At 44.2% G+C, this 19,358-nt stretch carries 18 protein-coding genes; 5 read left to right on the top strand and 13 right to left on the bottom strand.

Annotated features, from left to right (window positions below):
- Positions 1-62: 62 nt before the first annotated feature.
- The 11 genes from sppA to ccoN all read right to left on the bottom strand — a co-directional run bounded on the left by sppA (position 63) and on the right by ccoN (position 13,158).
- A complete protein-coding gene (gene sppA / locus BW928_RS00890; protein ID WP_076554358.1) occupies positions 63-1,091 on the bottom strand; it encodes a signal peptide peptidase SppA in 1,029 nt (342 codons plus the stop codon).
- A 291-nt stretch (positions 1,092-1,382) separates the two neighbouring features.
- The gene (locus BW928_RS00885; RefSeq protein WP_076554357.1) at positions 1,383-3,914 is read right to left on the bottom strand and encodes a ComEC/Rec2 family competence protein; all 2,532 of its coding nucleotides are present in this window, start codon (positions 3,912-3,914) and stop codon (positions 1,383-1,385) included.
- A 35-nt stretch (positions 3,915-3,949) separates the two neighbouring features.
- The gene (ispD, locus tag BW928_RS00880) at positions 3,950-4,645 is read right to left on the bottom strand and encodes a 2-C-methyl-D-erythritol 4-phosphate cytidylyltransferase (RefSeq protein WP_227516517.1); all 696 of its coding nucleotides are present in this window, start codon (positions 4,643-4,645) and stop codon (positions 3,950-3,952) included.
- A gap of 404 nt (positions 4,646-5,049) precedes the next feature.
- Complete coding sequence (locus tag BW928_RS00875) at positions 5,050-5,364, bottom strand: septum formation initiator family protein (RefSeq protein WP_078309906.1); 315 nt, start codon at positions 5,362-5,364, stop codon at positions 5,050-5,052.
- 116 nt (positions 5,365-5,480) lie between these two features.
- Positions 5,481-6,797 (bottom strand): phosphopyruvate hydratase, encoded by a 1,317-nt coding sequence (eno, locus tag BW928_RS00870; protein ID WP_076554356.1) that lies wholly within the window; start codon positions 6,795-6,797, stop codon positions 5,481-5,483.
- 63 nt (positions 6,798-6,860) lie between these two features.
- On the bottom strand, positions 6,861-7,724 hold the full coding sequence (gene kdsA, locus BW928_RS00865) for a 3-deoxy-8-phosphooctulonate synthase (protein WP_076554355.1): 864 nt from the start codon (positions 7,722-7,724) through the stop codon (positions 6,861-6,863).
- Between the two features lie 125 nt (positions 7,725-7,849).
- Positions 7,850-9,478 (bottom strand): CTP synthase, encoded by a 1,629-nt coding sequence (pyrG, locus tag BW928_RS00860; protein ID WP_076554354.1) that lies wholly within the window; start codon positions 9,476-9,478, stop codon positions 7,850-7,852.
- Between the two features lie 308 nt (positions 9,479-9,786).
- Positions 9,787-10,851 (bottom strand): cytochrome-c oxidase, cbb3-type subunit III, encoded by a 1,065-nt coding sequence (gene ccoP / locus BW928_RS00855; protein ID WP_076554353.1) that lies wholly within the window; start codon positions 10,849-10,851, stop codon positions 9,787-9,789.
- On the bottom strand, positions 10,848-11,027 hold the full coding sequence (locus BW928_RS00850) for a cbb3-type cytochrome oxidase subunit 3 (protein ID WP_076554352.1): 180 nt from the start codon (positions 11,025-11,027) through the stop codon (positions 10,848-10,850). The genes ccoP and BW928_RS00850 overlap by 4 nt, the downstream gene beginning before the upstream one ends.
- Positions 11,027-11,665, bottom strand: coding sequence for a cytochrome-c oxidase, cbb3-type subunit II (ccoO, locus tag BW928_RS00845; protein ID WP_076554351.1), 639 nt, complete (start codon positions 11,663-11,665; stop codon positions 11,027-11,029). The genes BW928_RS00850 and ccoO overlap by 1 nt, the downstream gene beginning before the upstream one ends.
- Before the next feature lie 11 nt (positions 11,666-11,676).
- Positions 11,677-13,158, bottom strand: coding sequence for a cytochrome-c oxidase, cbb3-type subunit I (ccoN, locus tag BW928_RS00840; protein ID WP_076554489.1), 1,482 nt, complete (start codon positions 13,156-13,158; stop codon positions 11,677-11,679).
- 575 nt (positions 13,159-13,733) lie between these two features.
- Here ccoN and BW928_RS00835 point away from each other — a divergent pair.
- The 5 genes from BW928_RS00835 to BW928_RS00815 all read left to right on the top strand — a co-directional run bounded on the left by BW928_RS00835 (position 13,734) and on the right by BW928_RS00815 (position 17,332).
- A complete protein-coding gene (locus BW928_RS00835) occupies positions 13,734-14,117 on the top strand; it encodes an SCP2 sterol-binding domain-containing protein (protein WP_076554350.1) in 384 nt (127 codons plus the stop codon).
- Between the two features lie 223 nt (positions 14,118-14,340).
- Positions 14,341-15,774, top strand: a complete 1,434-nt coding sequence (gene ccoG / locus BW928_RS00830; protein WP_076554349.1) for a cytochrome c oxidase accessory protein CcoG — start codon at positions 14,341-14,343, stop codon at positions 15,772-15,774.
- Positions 15,775-15,847: 73 nt separating this feature from the next.
- Positions 15,848-16,507 carry a FixH family protein gene (locus tag BW928_RS00825; protein WP_076554348.1) on the top strand — a complete coding sequence of 220 codons (660 nt, stop codon included), beginning with the start codon at positions 15,848-15,850 and terminating at the stop codon, positions 16,505-16,507.
- Positions 16,508-16,667: 160 nt separating this feature from the next.
- Positions 16,668-17,009, top strand: a complete 342-nt coding sequence (locus BW928_RS11885; RefSeq protein WP_227516516.1) for a hypothetical protein — start codon at positions 16,668-16,670, stop codon at positions 17,007-17,009.
- Positions 17,010-17,011: 2 nt separating this feature from the next.
- Positions 17,012-17,332 (top strand): hypothetical protein, encoded by a 321-nt coding sequence (locus tag BW928_RS00815; RefSeq protein WP_076554347.1) that lies wholly within the window; start codon positions 17,012-17,014, stop codon positions 17,330-17,332.
- A gap of 153 nt (positions 17,333-17,485) precedes the next feature.
- On the opposite strand, the gene BW928_RS00810 is transcribed toward BW928_RS00815, so the two are convergent.
- Together BW928_RS00810 and BW928_RS00805 are read right to left on the bottom strand one after the other, a co-directional pair.
- Complete coding sequence (locus BW928_RS00810) at positions 17,486-18,472, bottom strand: LysR family transcriptional regulator (protein WP_076554346.1); 987 nt, start codon at positions 18,470-18,472, stop codon at positions 17,486-17,488.
- A 144-nt stretch (positions 18,473-18,616) separates the two neighbouring features.
- Complete coding sequence (locus BW928_RS00805) at positions 18,617-19,132, bottom strand: L,D-transpeptidase (RefSeq protein WP_076554345.1); 516 nt, start codon at positions 19,130-19,132, stop codon at positions 18,617-18,619.
- Positions 19,133-19,358: the final 226 nt, after the last annotated feature.

Here is a 19,358-nt window from a genome sequence, read left to right as displayed (position 1 = left end):
AAAAACCCAAAAAATACCCAAACTTCATTATCATCGAGTTTGGGTATGAAATCAAAACATCATTATTGCAAGCGGGTGCTGGTGCTATCTGTTAAGCCAAACTTAACACCTTCTCCCAAACCTTTGCCGACTTGCACACCAAATCTATCAAAAATCTTGTTCATCGGGTCGTTATAGGTATAATCCACCGTTGGTAGGTCTAGCTGTTTTTTTAGCTGGATAATACCGCCTGTTTTATCCGCCAAACCCAATGCCAACGCATCTTTACCTGTCCAGAATAATCCGCTAAATATCTGATTTTGTTCGGTATTTTTTAGTTTATCGCCACGACCTTTTTTTACCGCATCGATAAAATTTTGGTGCGTGGTGTCTAGCAATCTTTGTACATGAGCCTGCTCACTGGCGGTCATTTCACGATTCATGCTCAAGATATCCTTATATTCTCCTGAGGTCATGGTGCGGTCTTTGACGCCGATTTTCTTTAGCAACTCTTCAATATTATATCCCGACATAATCACACCGATTGAGCCGACCAGACTTGATGGATTGACCCAAATTTCATCGGCAGCCGAAGCGATATAATACGCCCCTGACGCTCCGATATCACCGATGATAGCATAGAGTTTTTTGTCGGGGTATTGTTGTTTTAGCATCATTGCCGTCTGCCAAATCTCATCTGACTGCACAGGCGAACCGCCGGGCGAGTTGATATTCAGCACCACAGCTTGGGCATTGGCATTATCAAAAGCATCGATGAGCGAGTCGCTGATGTTTTCGGCATTGGTATCTGTATTTGCCGCAATCACGCCTGCCACATTCACCACAGCAATATGCGGCTGGCTGCTACCGATACGCTGCGATGAGACACTGTCGCTACAACCATAGCCAAATGCCACAAACATCATCAGCAGATATGCAAAGGTTAAAAGCTTAAAAAAGATAGACCAGCGGCGAGAGGATTTTTGTTCCTCAATGCTGGCAAGCAAGGTTTTTTCGATAACACGCCAGCTTTGATCCGAAGGTGGTGTATTGACCTGCGACTGTGGATTTGGTGAGCTGGGTGCTTTGTTGGGGTTTGGTGGCCATGCCATGGTTTTTGTCCTTTGTGTATAAAAACAGCCCCCTATTCTACCTGAAAATCAAGCCAAGTGATAGCAAAAATCATGCTTTGCTTATTTTCTGCCGACATACTGGCATAATGGTGCAGTGCTTTAACATTATCAACTAATCAAGTCTGATGGTTTTTAAAATCATATTTATCACCACAATCAGCAATCATTCGCTAATGAATGTGCCTATGAATACAATGCGACCACAGCACAAGCATGGCACAGTGCCTAATTTCGCCAGCAAAATTTCTCCTTTGGCAACCGTGCAAGCAATCACTCATCAAGCATATATATCTTGGCAGGTGATAATCGCTGTTTGGCAACTGTCGCCTCATCGGCACGCCACGAAGTTAGCCAGACAGGATAATACCCTTCTTTGGCAAGCACATCAAGGCGATTGTTCGATACGCACAAACTCTGCCACAGCTGCCAAAGCAGCGGTTCGGCACTGGTGCTGATGACCAGCTGACTCTTGGCTTTCGTTGATGGCTTACTGTCTGATGGCTGACTGTCATCATCAGCCCAATCATCGACAGCGTCCGCTTCAGTCGTCTGTGCTGCATTACCCTGCCAAGAAAATGGATAGTCGCTTAACACCTCAATGGCACAATATTGCACACGCTCATCATTAATCTCGCTCCACCCTGTCAATGCTCGGATTACAAAGCCTTCCTGCTGCCAAGCCATGCCAGCACGACAACTTTGTTGGCGTATGCTGACAAGCTGTTGATGATTGCCCGCTTGCCAGTAGCGAGAAATGGGTAAATTGTCTGCCAATTGCCCAACCATCGGAATAAAAATATCGCTCGGTGTCTGCACAATCACCCCATCAAGCCCCATGGCAGCAACCCCACGCCGATACAGCTGGTCTGTCAAAATCTGTGCATGATTTTTTCTGAGTGATTTTACCCCCAAATCATTTAAAATCAGCCAGTGGCTTGTGCCATCTTTGCCGTATTGGGTTAATAATAATTGGCTGACATTGGGCGTATCGCTGGGCAACGACACAATCTCAAGGCGAGGGTTTTTAACAGGCTTTGTTAAAAAAATCAATGCCATAATCGGCAACAACAGCAGAAATCTTGGCAGCACTTTGGGCAATATCAACCAAATCACCAACAAAAACGCCAAGACAAAACCCGCCATGCCAAATGGTGCGTATAGCCATGCCGAGACTGCTGGCAATTTTGTTGTCAATGTAACCGACAGTGATTGATGCAATCCATACAATATCGCGACAGAAATACTCCAGAGCAAATCAGCAAGCCAAGGCGATACCCAAAAAACCACGCCTGCCAACAAGTTTATTGGCACAACAACAAAACCAAACAGCCCAATGGCAAATAAATTTACCAATAATCCCCACAAAGAGACTTTGCCAAACAGCAAAATTGACACAGGCAACATGGTCAAAAACAACCACAACTGCAATGACACTGTCGCTGATAATTTTTGCCACAATCTGCCAAGCCACCCATAAATATGCAGGTCTGCTGCTTGCACATGGCTGTTTTCGTAGCGAATCAACAAAACCACCGCAACAAATGACAACCAAAATCCCGCCTGCCACAACACATAAGGGTCAGCCCACACCATCAATAATGCCACAACAAATAACGCTGAGATGATAGAGGTTGGTAAGGCAAAATAACGAATCAGCCAAGCCGCCATCAGCATATATACTGTACGCACCGCAGGCACCTCAAACCCTGTAAATACCGCATAAATCAACGCAGCAGCCACCATGATTGCCATGCGAATTTGCCAACGGGGGATTTTTTGATAAATAAGCAACGCAAATCTGTCGGTAATGGCAGTAATCATCGCTGCCAGCACAATCGCCAAAAACAACACATGAGTGCCTGATATTGCCAACAAATGCGAAATCCCTGCCAGCTGGTACAGATCTTTAGTATCCCTATCTATCAATGCTCTATCGCCTGTGAGCAAGCTAAGCGTTACCGCCCTTGCCTGTGCCTGCTTGCCATCAAGCGTGTGCCAGTTTTTATAAAAATGCTGCCGCAACTGCCAACGCAATCGCTCAAGCTGTAGCCTAAATTGCTGCGCCCATGTGTCAGCCTGTGCTGTGCCAATGTGTGTTGCCGCCAAAATTTGTGCCGTCGCCTGCACTTGGCGAGTACGCAACCAAGCCTTGTTGTCAAACCCTGATGCCAAAGCCCCATCCTTAATTGGCTCTAGCAATAACTGAACCTGCAAAATACTGGCAGGTTGTGCCGACTCAAGTGCCTGCAAATCGCTTTTGGCAAACTTTGGGTCTGCGGTTAATAGCACCGTCATGCCCTCAAACGATTGCAAATCTACCGCCTGACCAGCAGCAAAGTCATCATCATTGGCAAAAGGATTGTGAATCAGGCGGGAATTTTGCTTCGGATTAAGCGGCTCTATGTTTGACAAGACAGCCACTTGGCGAAATGGCGTCGCCAAAACTTTATCATAGACACTGTCGCTGATTTGATATATTGTTGCGGTTGCATTAATAAGCGTGCGTGATTGGGGCGTTTGTCGCTCAAGCTGATGATAAGCATACAAGCTCTTGATAACAAACAACGCAACAATCGCCACAAAACTTACCATCTGTAGCGATAGGATATAGGCACGATGGCGACTTACCACAGGGGTAAATAACCACAGCAACAATGATACCACCAAAGCAACCGACAACAGCGGTGCAAGCCACGCCACGGACAGCCAAGCACTTAGGCCTTCGCCAATTATGAACTGCTCAACACTGCCAAGCAATACCAGCACCACCAGACTGACAATTGCAAATAGCCACGCTGCCATCTTATTCCCTTAAGCTCCTTCCCTATTGTCTTTTGTCAATCCAAATCCACAATCAACCGCTCAATCAAAGGCAAGTCATCAGCATGGGTCAGCTTGATATTACTGCGTGAGGCTGGGATAATTTGCACTGGTATGCCCAATGCCTCGCACACAGTGGCCTCATCGGTGATGCTAAGATTCTGCTGGCTGGCATGAGCAAAAGCACGCTTTAGCACGCCGATACGAAATGCCTGCGGTGTCAAGGCTTGCCAGAGATTCTCACGGCTGACGGTATGATTGATTTGCCCCGATGTGGCATATTTGAGCGTATCCACCACCGCTGTTGCCAAAATCACCGCCGATGCTTGGGTTGTCTGTAGATGATCAAGCAACTTATCCAGATCTGCTCTTGGCAAGCAAGGTCGTGCCGCATCATGAATCAGCACCCAGTCATCATCTTGACCACCCTGCCTGCAAATCTCCTCAATGCCAGAAAGCACCGATTGCCACCGCTCATCGCCACCGACAGCACGATATATTGTTGGGTGCAGAGTGGTTAAGCGTGGCAGCAGCTCATCGATATACGAATCCGTTCTCGCCACCACCAAGGTAAGTGTGGCAAAAGCAGGGTGAACAAGGCAAGCTGCACTATGCTCAAGTATGGTTTTGCCTACCACTGTCAAGTACTGCTTGGGCGTTGCCGCCCCAAAACGCCTACCCACCCCTGCAGCAACAATCATTGGATAAATCACAACGACCTCTTGTTATTTGTATTTATATAAAGCGGACAATGCAAGCAGCCGCCAGATTGCAGACTGACAAAATCCCATCAATACTGGCAATCACCGCTTATCCTGCTATAGTATCGCATATTTTAAGCCATTCAGGCAATTGCATTTCTTTCTCCAGCTTACTTCTTATTGCCACAACCCTTTTTTAAGCTTAAAAAGCACAATCTACAGTTACAGCAAATCGCAATACTTAATAACAAACCACAAAGCCGCCATCATGCTGTATCTGCCGCTATTTTTAAGTGATTTTTGATGTTCTTGTTGGTTAATTGTAGTACATTTGGGCATTGGATTGCCATCAAAATAACACATAAATAAAAATCGCCACAGTCGATAAACTGGGCGATTTTATCACAATGGCTTTGTTACTGGGCGGAAGGTTCAGGCACGGCATCAACCGTCTCCACCACCTGCTCATCATCAGTTAGCATGGAGCGTGAATAGGTGATGGGTGCGTTGGACAATTGAACAAAAGTCTCGCCAGCCTTAATCAAACCCAAATCCAGCCGTGCATGCTCTTCAATGGCAGACAAGCCTGATTTTAAGTCCTTGACATCGGCAAGCAAAATGGCGTTTTTGTAAGACTGTTCTTCATTGAGTTTACTTTGTTCTTGCAGCTGCTTTTGTACCTGTACAAAGTTGCCATGACCATATTCGCCATACCAATATTGATATTGCATCAACAATAGCACCACTGTAGCAAATGCGATCGCAACTACATACAACCGATATGGTTTTAATTTGGTTATTTTATCGCTTGCCACAGCCCATCTCCAAAGCCAAAACTGCCATAGCCTCAGCCACGCAAGCCGATGAATTCTTCACGACCACGATATGCGGCACGCACTTGTTGTTCGATACGCAGCAGTTGGTTGTATTTGGCAACACGGTCAGAGCGGCACAATGACCCTGTCTTAATCTGACCTGCAGCCGTACCCACCGCCAAATCAGCAATGGTAGAATCTTCAGTCTCGCCCGAGCGATGGCTGATGATTGTCGCATAGCCATGCTGTTTTGCCAAATAAATCGCATCAAGCGTTTCTGTCAATGTGCCAATTTGATTAAACTTAATCAAAATCGCATTGGCGATATGCTTATCAATGCCTTCTTGCAAAATTTTTGGATTGGTTACGAACAAATCATCGCCAACCAACTGCACCTTATCGCCCAATTGCTTGGTTAGATACGCCCAGCCTTCCCAATCGCTCTCATCAAGACCATCTTCAATTGAGATGATTGGATATTGCTTGCACAAAGCGGTCAGATAATCACTAAATCCTTGACTGTCAAACGCCTTATTGCCCTCGCCAGCCAGCACATATTGACCATTTTTATAAAACTCTGACGAAGCACAGTCCAGTGCCAAGAAAATATCCTTACCAGCCTGATAACCTGCTTTTTCGATTGCCTGCATGATAACAGTGATTGCTTCTTCGTTTGAGCGTAAATTTGGTGCAAAACCACCTTCATCACCAACCGCTGTATTCAAGCCTTGCGATTTTAGCACTGATTTTAGTGCATGAAAAATCTCCGTCCCTGCGCGCAGACTTTCTGAAAATGACGAAAAGCCAACTGGCTCAATCATAAATTCCTGAATATCAACCGTGTTGTCCGCATGGGCTCCACCATTTAGAATGTTCATCATCGGCACAGGCATGGTCAAAGAAGTTTGTCCACGCAAATTGGCGATATATTGATGAAGTGGCAATGATTGCGACTGTGCTGCCGCCTTGGCAGCTGCCAAAGATACCGCCAGCATGGCATTTGCACCCATATTTGCTTTATTTTCAGTACCATCAAGCTCTATCAACAATTTGTCAATCTCAGCTTGCTGCGTAACATCTTTATCAAGCAATACGCTGCGAATTTGGCTGTTGGCATTGGCAACGGCTTTTTTTACCCCTTTGCCTAGATAACGGGTGGCATCGCCATCACGCAGCTCCAACGCTTCGCGTGAACCAGTAGATGCCCCACTTGGTGCAGCAGCACGACCACAAATACCATTTGCCAAAATAACATCAGCCTCAATGGTTGGGTTGCCACGAGAGTCCAAAATCTCGCGTGCAACAATGTCTTTAATTTCTACAACATTTTTGGTATCTTCAGCGTACATAATCACTCCTTTTTATCTTAAAAACAAACAGTCTTAAATTTATTTAATAAATATCTCTGCTACTTAATGCGTATCCAGCACCGAAAAGCCCTTCACCAATGTGTCAAGCTGTTTTATTTGGGTTAAAAATGGTTCAAGCTGGTCAAGTCGCAAGGCACTTGGCCCATCGCATTTTGCCTTATCAGGGTCTGGATGAGCTTCCAAAAACAGCCCTGCCAATCCTGTTGCCATGCCAGCACGAGCCAAAGTGGCAATCTGATGACGGCGACCACCTGCACTATCCGCCCTTGCCCCCGGTTCTTGCAAAGCGTGCGTTACATCAAAAAACACAGGAACATTCATCGCCTTCATGGTGTCAAAACCAAGCATATCAACCACCAAGTTGTTATAACCAAAGGCAGAACCCCTTTCGCACAATATCACCTGATCATTGCCAGATTCTAGGCATTTGTTAATGATATGACGCATCTCATGCGGTGCCAAAAATTGTGCTTTTTTGATATTAACCACCTTGCCTGTACGAGCAATGGCATTGACCAAGTCTGTCTGACGCGACAAAAACGCAGGCAGCTGCAAAACATCGGCAACTTTGGCAACTGGTGCTGCTTGATATGGCTCATGCACATCGGTAATAATCGGCACATTGTACGCCTCTTTGATGTCATTTAGCCAAGTCAGCCCCGTCTCGAGACTTGGGCCACGAAAAGAATGCAGGCTTGAGCGATTTGCCTTGTCAAAACTTGCCTTAAACACATAGCCTATCTGTAATTTTTGGCAAATGGCAATATATTGCTCGGCAATCTCAAAAGCCAACTCGCGACTTTCAAGCACATTCATGCCACCAAACAGCACAAATGGCTTATCATTGGCAATTTCAATCCCTGCAATATTAATCACTGATTGTGCAGTTGCTTGCGGCTGCGTCATCTTAATATCCTTAGACCTAAGTCAATTTGGCTTAAATAAATGTGTTTTTGTTATTATATCTCAACCAAGCAACAAAAACACTGAAAATAAAAAGCACACCAAACTTGCTTGATGTGCTGTTTGTGCTAGCTATCAGCCATCGCTGCTTTAATAAAGCTATTAAATAGCGGATGCCCACCGCGTGGCGAACTGGTAAACTCTGGGTGATACTGCACTGCCACGAACCATGGGTGATGATCAATTTCTATCGCCTCAACCAAGTGCTGCTTGGCAGAATAGCCAGAAATTTTCATGCCCGCTTGCTCCAGTGGCTCAATATAGCGATTGTTCATTTCATAGCGATGGCGATGGCGTTCGGTGATGTTATTGGCACCGTAGATTTTGGCAAGTTTTGAGCCTGCAACCAGCTCTGCTTGCTGTGCCCCAAGTCGCATCGTGCCACCCAAATCACTATCATCAGAGCGAATCTGCAATTCACCTTTTTCATCAAACCATTCGGTAATCAGGCCGATAATCGGGTGGGCAGTCTTGCGGTCAAATTCCGTTGAATTTGCTTGAAGCCCCAGAACATTGCGAGCAAACTCAATCACCGCCAACTGCATACCTAGACATATGCCTAAAAATGGCTTGTTATGCGTGCGAGCATATTCAATCGCCTTCATCTTGCCAAGCGTGCCTCGCTCACCAAATCCCCCCGGCACCAAAATGGCATCGGCTTGCTTCAATTCATCAAAGGCAGCATTGTCATGTTCTAGCGTCTCGGCATTGATATAATTGATACGCACTTTGGTTTTGTTGTGGATACCTGCGTGCAACAAGGCTTCATTAACCGACTTATAGGCATCTGGCAGCTCAACATATTTACCAACCATCGCCACAACAACTTCGCCTTGTGCATTGAACAAATCTTGCACCACCAAATCCCAGTCGGACAAATCCGCCTCTGGGACGGTCAGCCCAAATCGCTCACAAATCAAATCGTCCAAATCTTGCTCATAAAAACGGCGTGGAATCTGATAAATGGATTTGGCATCTTCGCACAAAATCACACCACGAGTCTCAACATTGGTAAACAGAGCGATTTTTTGGCGATTTTCTTCAGAAATGGTTTGTTCCGAACGACAGATTAATACATCTGGCTGCAAACCAATAGAACGCAACTCCTTGACCGAATGCTGCGTTGGCTTGGTTTTTGATTCGCCAGCCGAGGCAATGTATGGCACCAGTGTTAAATGCATTAATAGCGAATTGCTACGCCCCAGCTCAACTTGCAATTGACGCACCGCTTCCATGAATGGCAGGCTCTCAATATCGCCCACTGTGCCACCAATCTCAATAATGGCAATGTCATAACCTTCGCCACTGGCACGGATTTTGTGCTTGATTTCATCAGTAATGTGCGGAATCACCTGCACCGTACCGCCCAAATAATCACCACGGCGTTCTTTGGCAAGCACAGTTTGATAAATGCGACCACTGGTAAAATTATTTGCCTTGCTCATCTTTGAGCGACGCAAAAACCGCTCATAATACCCCAAATCAAGGTCGGTTTCTGCACCATCTTCGGTAACAAACACCTCACCATGCTGAAATGGACTCATCGTGCCCGGATCGACATTGATATAAGGATCCATCTTGGTCATGGTTACTTTTAGCCCACGAGCCTCCAAGACAGCGGCAAGAGAAGCTGCAGCGATGCCCTTGCCAAGTGATGATACAACACCGCCAGTTACAAAGATAAATTTAGTCGTCATAATAATCAAATCGGTTGCTGGTAAAGTCAAATTTTACTAAAAATCGTCAAAAAAATATAGGGGGTTGGGCAAATTTTTTCTTGTCATTAAGGCATCATCTTGTGCGTTTTGCTCTTCTTATGCGTCAAGTTTGTGATTGGCAATATGTTGAGTGGGCTTTCTTTATCATCATCACAAATTGCTGGTGCTTTTTAATTTGGGTTAATTTTTAAGGCAGAAATTGCTTTATTTAACCAATAACATACCAATGGCTGCATCATGGCATGAAAAAAGAGCCACCAACTTGGCAGCTCTTTGGTCTAAAAACATTATTCAGCAGATTGCGATAATGAACGCACATAGGCAGCAAGTAGCATGACTCGCTCATTGCCCAGCTTACTCTGCCATTCTGGCATCACACCAGAGCGACCATGACGAATGGTTGTGCGAATGGTTTCGCGATCGCCACCAAACAACCAAATATCATCGGTTAGATTTGGTGCACCCATTGCAGTCAAGCCCTTGGCATCAGCACCATGGCACAGGACGCAGTTTTGTTCAAAAATTGCTTTACCTTGAGCCACTTTTGCTTCATCAAGCGTATAATCATTTTGATTGCCAGAGATTTTTAGCACATATTCGGCAGCAGCTCGCACACCTGATTCACCCAATTGCTTTTGCCATGCTGCCATCGCACCCACTCGACCATTATGAATGGTAAGTAAGATCTGATCTGCCGTACCGCCATAGAGCCAGTCATTGTCCGTCAAATTAGGATAACCGACCGAACCTTTGGCATTAGAGCCATGGCACAAAGCACAGTTTTGCAAAAACAAGCGGTTGCCAGCCTTTTGTGCTTCAGGGTCGGCAGCCAGTTTATCTACATAAGGAGCAAGCAAGGTGATTTGCTCATCAATTTGTTTTTGCAAATCTTCATTTTTTTCATTTGTCTTGCGTTGTGCTTGCAAATCGCTCAATTTTGCCAAAATTGCTGTTGCCTCACTGGCACCTGCATTTGCCAAAATATTTTGTTCAAAATTCTCAATAAAAACACGATTGTTTGCTTGTAGCTGGCTGTTTAGCTCATTGGCAGAAGTCCACGGTACTTGCTGACCGTCCACTTCAACCGTTGTAACACCCTTCCAGACATTTGGCTGAATGGCTGGGAAAAGCACAAAATAGCCCAAGCCCCAAATCATCGTGCCAAAGAAAATCACCAGCCACCACTTTGGTAGCGGTTTGTCAAACTCTCGGATGCCGTCATAAGAATGCCCTGTTGTCTCATCTTCGTCCAATACTGGCTTAGATCTCAATGTCCAAACCAGCACCGCAAAAATGAATAGCCAGCAGCCCAATGACAAGATGGTAATCCAAGAACCCCAAAAAAAGCTCATTGTGTATCCTTAGTGCGCTCATGTGATGATAGCGTTTGTTGCTTATCATCTAGCGCAAGTTGTGCATCATCTTCAAAGCGTTTTTTGTTTTTTGGTGAATATGCCCACCATGCAATCGCAATAAATGCCAAAACGGCTGATACGGTTGCGACGCTATGCAAAAAACCCCAATCCATTATCGCTGACCTTGCATTGCAATGCCCAGCTGTTGCAAATAAGCAACCAGTGCGTCCATTTCGGTCGCACCCTGAACTTGGTCAGGTGCTGCTGCAATGTCTTCTTCAGTATATGGCAGACCAAAACGATCTCTGAATAGACGCATTTTTTGTTGTACTTTTGTGCCATCAACTTCATTTTTGGCAAGCCAAGGATAGGCTGGCATTACCGATTCTGGCACGACAGAGCGAGGGTTGGTCAAGTGATCCACATGCCACTGATCCGAGTAACGCCCACCAACGCGTGCCAAGTCTGGACCTGTACGCTTAGAGCCCCACAAAAACGGATGATCCCAAGCTGATTCAGCTGCACGGCTATATGGTCCATAACGCTCCACCTCGGCACGCAACGGACGAACCATTTGGGTATGGCAAACATGACAACCTTCACGGATATAAATATCACGACCCTCAAGCTCAAGTGCTGTCCATGGACGCATATTTGGCAGTGGTTTATTCACACCACCATCTTCGGCAGCTGTGCCATCATAAATCAATGGCACAATCTCCACCAAAGTTGCAAAGCTGATTGCAATCACGATAAAAATGACGAGCAAACCCGTGTTTTTTTCTACTAATTCATGAGTGATTTTTGACATGAGTTTACCCCTTATGCTTGTGCTGTAACCTGATCGCTGCCAGTATTCACTTCATCTGGCTCAGCGATATGCTCAGGCACACTTGGCATCTTGATGGTGCGATAGCAGTTATACGCCATCACAAACATACCTGCCACATACAACGCCCCACCCAGTGTACGCACAACATATGGCCAATGCGATACAACAACTGTCTGAATAAAGTCATAAGCCAAAGTACCGTCTGGGTTGGTGGCACGCCACATCATACCCTGCGTAATACCAGAAATCCACAACGCCACAATATACAGTACCGTACCTGTGGTTGCCAACCAAAAATGCACAGTGATTAATCCTGTTGAGTACATTTTTGCCTTATTCCAGATGCGTGGCAACAGCACATACACCGAACCAATGGTAATCATACCAACCCAGCCCAATGCACCTGAATGCACATGGCCAACTGTCCAGTCTGTGTTATGACTGATGGCGTTCACAGCTTTGATTGACAGCATTGGTCCTTCAAAGGTACTCATCGCATAGAACGACAAGGCAACAATCAAGAAGCGGATAATCGGGTCTGTACGCAACTTATCCCAGCTGCCTGACAAAGTCAGTACGCCGTTAATCATACCACCCCAAGAAGGTGCAAACAAAATCAACGAGAATACCATGCCCAAAGATTGAGTCCAATCAGGCAGTGCTGAATAGTGCAGATGATGCCCGCCTGCCCACATATACGAGGCAATCAATGCCCAAAAGTGAACAATTGACAGACGATATGAATATACAGGACGACCTACTTGCACAGGAATGAAATAATACATCATGCCCAAAAAGGCAGCAGTAAGATAAAATCCAACAGCATTATGTCCATACCACCACTGAACCATGGCATCGGTTGCACCACCAAACAGTGAGTATGATTTCATCGCACTAACAGGAATTGCAAGGCTATTGACAATGTGTAGCAATGCAATGGTGATGATAAATGCCGCAAAGAACCAGTTCGCCACATAGATATGCGAGGTCTTACGCTTGATAATCGTACCAAAAAATACGATGGCATAAGATACCCACACCAAAGCAATGGCGATATCAATCGGCCATTCTAATTCGGCATATTCTTTAGCTGAAGTTAGCCCAAGCGGCAGCGTGATTACCGCCGCAACAATAATTGCCTGCCAACCCCAAAAAGTAAACCATGCCAAATATGGAGCGAATAATCTGGTCTTACAAGTACGCTGGACAATATAATAAGAAGTGGCAAAAAGTGCCGAGCCGCCAAATGCAAAAATCACCGCATTGGTGTGCAATGGTCTTAGTCGCCCAAAAGACAACCACGAGGTGTCAAAATTCAATGCTGGCCATGCCAACTGCGATGCAATCAATACACCAACAGTCATGCCAATAATGCCCCATACAACCGTCATGATGGTGAAAAATCTCACAATGGTGATTTCATATTCATGATCGACAGAAACTGGGGCTACTGCTGATTTATTTAGACTAATCATTGGATATTTCCTGTGCAGCCTGATTTATGTCGCAATGCGGTCTGATGCAAATAACGCATAAAAAACCACACTTGCTTTGATATTTTATGTCTATTGTAACGCAAAGTCGGGCAAATATCATCAAGTCAGACCAGCAAAAACGAAAAAATCCTTATTTTTTCTATGGAATACCAGCAAATTTGTATATTTGGTGCTTTATTCCATGCTAGCTTGGCTTGCTACAGTGCTTGGCTTGCGTTGATGGCGTGGCTTAAGCACACCATCTATATCCTTACTGACAATATGGTATTGCCAGCGGTCTCTCCCCTTTATTATACAACACAAATGTAATTTTTGGGTATATTTTGTAAAAATCTTGAAATTTTTTGGTAATATTCTATAGATTTGATGGCTTTATTTTAAAAATATTAATATTTCTTATCAAAAATTATTCAATTATATCGCTAATGCCTTGTTACAATCGACAAAGCCTGCTTTATCCCTTATAATAAGAACTGCAATGACCGACAGACTGCCACAACTTTGGCAACGATGGTCATGCCACATTATCATAGCTTATCCTAAGGAATCTTATGGCACAATTTTTAAGCTCGGCATGGTTTGATGAAGTAAGCAAACTAAACAACGCCGCAGGTGAACTAAACCTACCACCCAATCTTGCCAATGTTACCTTAAATGCTAAAATCACAGGCGAAACCGACACCGCTTTGCACTTGCAGGCAGGCAAAATCGCACAAGGCTTGATTGATACTGCCACAACCACGCTGACCATCGATCGCACCACCTTGCAACAAATCATCACAGATGGCGACATCAATCATGCCATTGAGGCATTTATGCTCGGCAAAATTCGCATTGATGGCGACATGACACAGGTGATGGCACTGCAATCTGCCAAACCAAGCCAAGAACAAAAAGCATTATTTAAGCAAATTTTGGCAATGACTGAATTTTAATTCCCGCCTCGCCAGCCATTAGACTGATGGCTGGTTTGCCAAATAAACTCAAGCGTGCATAAATTAACACAAACTGCCCATACCAAAACCCTACAAATCATGGTAATATAATCAGCAAAATTAAACTCTATGGTATTTGTTCAATCAGCCAAAGTTTAACCAATAAAAGACCAAGCCATCGCTTGTACCATCTTGTTGCAAGCAATCAGCCAAGGTATCTGCCATGTCAGAACAACAAAAACCAAAAAAACCCCGTCCAGCTCCCGAAAAAATCATTCCACATTCCAAAGATATGGACGCAACCAAACAGCGTGTCCACCCCAGATTTGCCAAAGGCAAATATCAAAAAATTCGCCTGATAAGTATGTACACGATTTTGCTGGGCTTTTTGCTCGCACCATGGTTGCGTTGGGATTCTCGTCAGGCTTTATTGTTTGATGTTATTGAACCGAAGTTTTATATTTTTGGTGCGGTATTTATGCCGCAGGATTTTTACTTTTTTGCTTTTGTGTTTATCATTGCCGCTTTGCTACTTTTTATGGTAACGGTCTATGCAGGGCGGGTTTGGTGTGGTTATGCTTGTCCACAAACAATTTATGTTCATTTATATCAATATGTAGAAAAAATAATCATTGGCGATCGCAATAAACGCATCAAATTTGACAAAGCCCCTTGGAATGCCGAAAAAATTCTAAAAACCTTGGCGGTCCATAGCATTTGGGGAATTTTTTCTGCCGTTACCGCTCTGACTTTTATCGCCTTTATTGTTGGTACTGATTATTTATTCTTTAATGGCGAGCCGTTATTTTTTATGGGTTGGGGCAAGATGACTTGGATTTTTTTCCTACTCATCACTTTTGTTACCCAGACCAATGGCGGTTATATGCGTGAGCATATGTGTGTCTATATCTGCCCCTATGGTCGCTTTCAATCGGTTATGTTTGATAAGGATACCTTAATTGTATCTTATGATTATGAGCGAGGTGAGCCACGAGGTGCTCGCAAAAAAGACAACACTCATCAATATGGCGATTGCGTTGATTGTACTTTGTGCGTACAAGTTTGCCCAACAGGCATCGATATCCGTGATGGTTTGCAAGTTGAATGTATTCAGTGTGCTGCCTGTATTGATGCTTGTAATGAAATCATGGACAAGGTCGGCTCGCCGCGTGGCTTGATTCGCTACACCACCGAAAGACAGCTGGTTGATAAACAAAAAACCAAAATCATCGGCTGGCGTATTTTTGCCTATATTGGCGTGCTTAGTGCTTGTATCGTGGCGGCAGCCTTGATTGTTGTTGGACGCTCGCCACTTGAGCTTGAGATTCGCCACGACCGCAAACAGCTCTCCAGCATTGGCCGTGATGGCATGGTTGAAAACAGCTATGTGCTAAAAATCGTCAATAAAACCAACGAAAAACAAATCTACAAAGTGCGTCTGGACGGCGACACCAAAGGGCTGACACTACGCTCTCGCTTTAAGCAATTGCCACTACAGGCCAATGAGCCATACGACCTACCCGTCAGTGTCATTGGCGACCCAGCCATCATCAAGGCAGGCAGCACGCCTATTACCATTACCGTGTACAGCACCGATGGCAAATACAGCACTTCTGCACAAAATATGTTCATCTACGAAGCAAAAGAGCAAAAATAACCCAGTTATTGCCTTAAAAAGACGACCCTCTTGTGATACAATGAGGGTCAATCTTGGTTATCTTTTTATCATCATGAGCAACACAACACCACCGCACAACAACCAACAATCCCACGACACTTGGTACACCAACCCATTGATGCTAATTTTTGTCATTGGTCTGCCTGCATTTGTGGTGATTGCTTGCATTTTTTTTGTGTTTTATTCTATCAAAATTCAAGATGCGACCGTGCGTGATGATTGGTACATGGACGGCAAAACGCTCTACCAAGATGCCTCACGAGACCAGCTGGCTTATGACTTAGGTGTATCAGGGGTCATGCGACTAAATAAAAGCGGTGATAGCACGCAGGTGGTTTTTGAGCTTAACTATCCAAAAGAGTCTTTGGCAAGTGGCAAACTTAGTGATGGCACGCCGCTTAATTACCCAAAAACCCTAAGTGTTAGCATCTCGCACGCCACTGATAAATCAAAAGACCGCGATTTTGTCATCACACACCAAACCGCCAATCGCTACACAGGCAAGGTGGTGCTAGATGCCACGCCTGCCAAATATTATCTACAAGTCAGCAATGCTGGTACGCACAACTGGCGACTGCTCCAGCCCGAAAATCTACCAAAAAACAACATTGTCTTTTTGCCATTGACAAGTTTTAATGCCACTCAAAATAACTTGCCCGACCAGCGAGACAAAAGACCATCATCTGCCACATCACAAAACGCTGGCAAATAATCATCAAAAAAGTCAGCCATACATCAGCCCAGATGGCAAATTGTTAAAAACTAGCTTGTTTTTGCTTAAAAAAAGTAGTTAGAATGGGGAAAATATTTAGGATAATTGATTATAAAAAAGTTTTTTGTCAATTTATTTGTGGTTTTTAGCCCTATTTTCTTTGGCAACAACTGTTGTCGCAGTACCACCAAAGAAAACAACGCCTAAAACGCCAAAAGTTACAACAACAGCACCTCAAACCCAAGCTACAAAGCCAAATTCTGAAAAATCTACTGGTAGAACTGTGCCAAAGAATTTAAAAGAAAAATTGGCAATGGAAGAAGTTAAAGCCAATCCACGCGGTACTACACCTGCAAGAATGCCCGCAATGTCTGATGCAAAAAATGGTTGGTTTGCAAAGGACGGTTGGGTTAAGCGTGTTCAAAATGTGAATGGTGTTGAGATACATTATATTGAAAATACCAAAACTGGTGAAAAAACAGATTTTAAACTTAAGGATTAGTTATGTTCTTTGATGAATTTGATGCTTTTTTAGATGATTTAAATAACAATCCAGTTACCGATGAATGGTATATGTCTAATTTTATAGATGAACATATTAAGGTTTTGGAAAGTTATGAAGCATTTAATATCTTAAAGCAATTTATTACTTATATGATTGAAAAATATGATGAAAATTCAGAATATGAGATTGTAGAAGCATTAAGATATTTGAAACTTCAATCTAATACTAGTGAACACTTTTATAGTGATGAGCAAAAAGGGAAAATTCTGGAATTATATCAGCAGGAACACAGTAAAATGTCCCTACCAGAAATATTGTAGAACATCAATAATCAAGGGATAACCCCCTTGATTTTCACTTCAAATCCGCCACACAATACCTATCACTCTTACTGCCGTAATAGCAACCGCTGATAAAATAATGGCGGATTATATCATCATAATCCGCCGCAAGCTGAACGATACAATCGCCATTTATATGATTGATGCCTGCTCTGCCCTTGTTACTTGCTCTTCTTCGGCAATCACTTGACGAGCCACATGCAGAATTAACTGCCGCAACCAGCGATGGGCGGGGTGGTGCTGTAGCAGTGGCGACCAAGCCATCGTCAGCTCAAACTCTGGGATAAAAAATGGCGGTTCTTTGACAATGATTTGTGAGTTATTATCCGCCTGTAGGCGTGCCACACGCGTAGGCAAGGTTGCAATCAAATCTTTATTCGCAGCAAGCATGGCAGGCATCTGATAATGGCGAGTAAATACGCTGATTTGCCGTTTTTGTCCCAATCGCTGCAATGCCTGATCGATTGAACCAAGCCCGCCTGATTTTTCGGGATTGACCCCAAAGCCCACCCCCATGCCTGTTTTTGACACCCAGACATGCTGTGCTTTTAGGTAGTTTTTTAGGTTAAATCTGTGTGCATAAGGACTTTCGGCGGACAACAAGCAGCTAAAAGTATCACGCCAAACCAGCACCTGATGAAAACTCTGCGGAATTTCATTAAAGCGATTAATCGCCAAATCCACCCTACCTTGCTCCATATCGCGATACGAAACATCCGAAGGTGTCAAAAAATCCAAAATCACATTCGGTGCCTCGCTACGCAACGCCTTCACCAAACGAGGCACCAAAGTTGCTTCGGCATAATCACTGGTCATGATGCGAAACACCCTTGAGGTGCTATAAGGGCGAAATTCGGTGCGTGGCTCAAGCAGTACACTGATATCCGACAACACTTCACGAATACGAGGCTGTAGCTCAAATGCTCGTTCGGTCGGCGTCATACCCTCTGATGAACGCACCAACAGCGGATCATTAAACAGCGATCGCAATCGCCGCAAAATATTACTCATCGCAGGCTGAGTAATGCCCAATTGCTCTGACGCTCGTGTTACATTTTTTTCACGCAACAAAACATCAAGATAAAACAATAAATTCAAATCAACTTTTTGCAAATTCATAAACACACCCCACCCAATCAGCCATCTGGCAAATAACCCAAAACCACACAAAGTACAGTAGTATAAATTTTCATCAACAACAAAAACAGCTTTGCTTGACAAAATAACACCGCTTGGTAATTCATGGTCATGTTATTGCACAGCTTAGCGAATCACAACCTGCGTACCAACTTCAACTTGCTCAAACAGCCAAAGTATCTCTTGGTTACGCATTCTGATACAGCCATGTGATAATGGCACGCCCATTGGCTCTGTATCTGGCGTACCATGAATATAAATATAACGAGACTTACTATCAACACAAATCCCTTGTGCATTCTCACCGCGATTATACCCTTCCTCCAAGCCCTCCAGCCACAATATTCGAGCCAAAATCCAATCACGATTGGCAAATCGCTCTGCCAACGCCTCATCATATAACTCACCTGTGAACTGCCGTGCAACAAATACCGCATTTATCGGCAAGCCTTCACCAAATTTTTCACTTATTTTATGCCGTCCAAGTGGCGTACAGCCCGATCCTGACAGTTGCCCTGTGCCGTTTTTGGCGGTTGAGATGCTAAAAGTTCGTACCAATTGCTGGTTTTGCCACAATTGCAAAGTCTGAGCTTGGCAATCAACAATCAGCTGTGCTTGCTCAGTCGTTATTGTCTGCGTCATGATTTCACCGATAAGCCAAAACTGCCAAAATCACCAAATGCCATCAACCATGCCAGTCGTATATACCGCATAAACGCGGCCAAAAATAGCTGATGGCACTCCAACCCTGCGTGATTTTGTCAATTTGTCAGAATTATAACTATCATTCATTTAATAAATAATAGTATAGCAAAATCAGCAGTTGGGTGCAAAAAATTGTTAGCTCCTGTCTTTATTATTGCATTTT

It is taken from the genome of Moraxella cuniculi DSM 21768 (assembly GCF_900156515.1).
GTDB classification, from domain to species: Bacteria; Pseudomonadota; Gammaproteobacteria; order Pseudomonadales; family Moraxellaceae; genus Moraxella; species Moraxella cuniculi.
This window is presented reverse-complemented; position numbering and strand designations above follow the sequence as displayed.